This window comes from Bradyrhizobium sp. Ses1 (assembly GCF_059512365.1).
Genome location: NZ_JCAMOQ010000225.1, coordinates 1 through 424 on the forward strand (window position 1 = coordinate 1; position 424 = coordinate 424).

Here is a 424-nt window from a genome sequence, read left to right on the forward strand (position 1 = left end):
ATCGGGGGGATGCTGGCGCGCTTGGGATTGAGCGCGCAGAAGCCATTGCAACGCGCCTATCAGCGTGACCCGGAGGCGATCGAGCGTTGGCAGCGGGAAACCTATCCGGCCATTGCGCGGCGTGCCAAGCGGGAGAAAGCGGATGTCTATTTCTGGGATGAATCCGGCTTCCGGGCGGATGCGGTGCAAGGCACGACGTGGGGCGTGAAGGGAGAAACGCCGGTGGTGCAAACGCCGGGGCAACGGCAAAGCATCGGCGCGGCGTCGGCGGTGAGCGCCAAGGGCGCGTTCTGGTTCGCGACGTACAAGGGCGCACTGTCTGGCGAGCTGTTCGTGGACCTGCTCAAGAAGCTGATGTATCGCCGCAAGAAAGCGCTGCATCTGATTGTGGACGGGCTACCCGCGCACAAGAAGGCGGTGGTCA

The 424-nt window shown here is 64.2% G+C and carries 1 protein-coding gene; it reads left to right on the forward strand.

Annotated elements, in window-relative coordinates; genetic code table 11:
* Nucleotides 1-424: transposase (locus AC5ZG5_RS46465; RefSeq protein ID WP_496165600.1), on the forward strand; the 424-nt coding region annotated here is incomplete at both ends.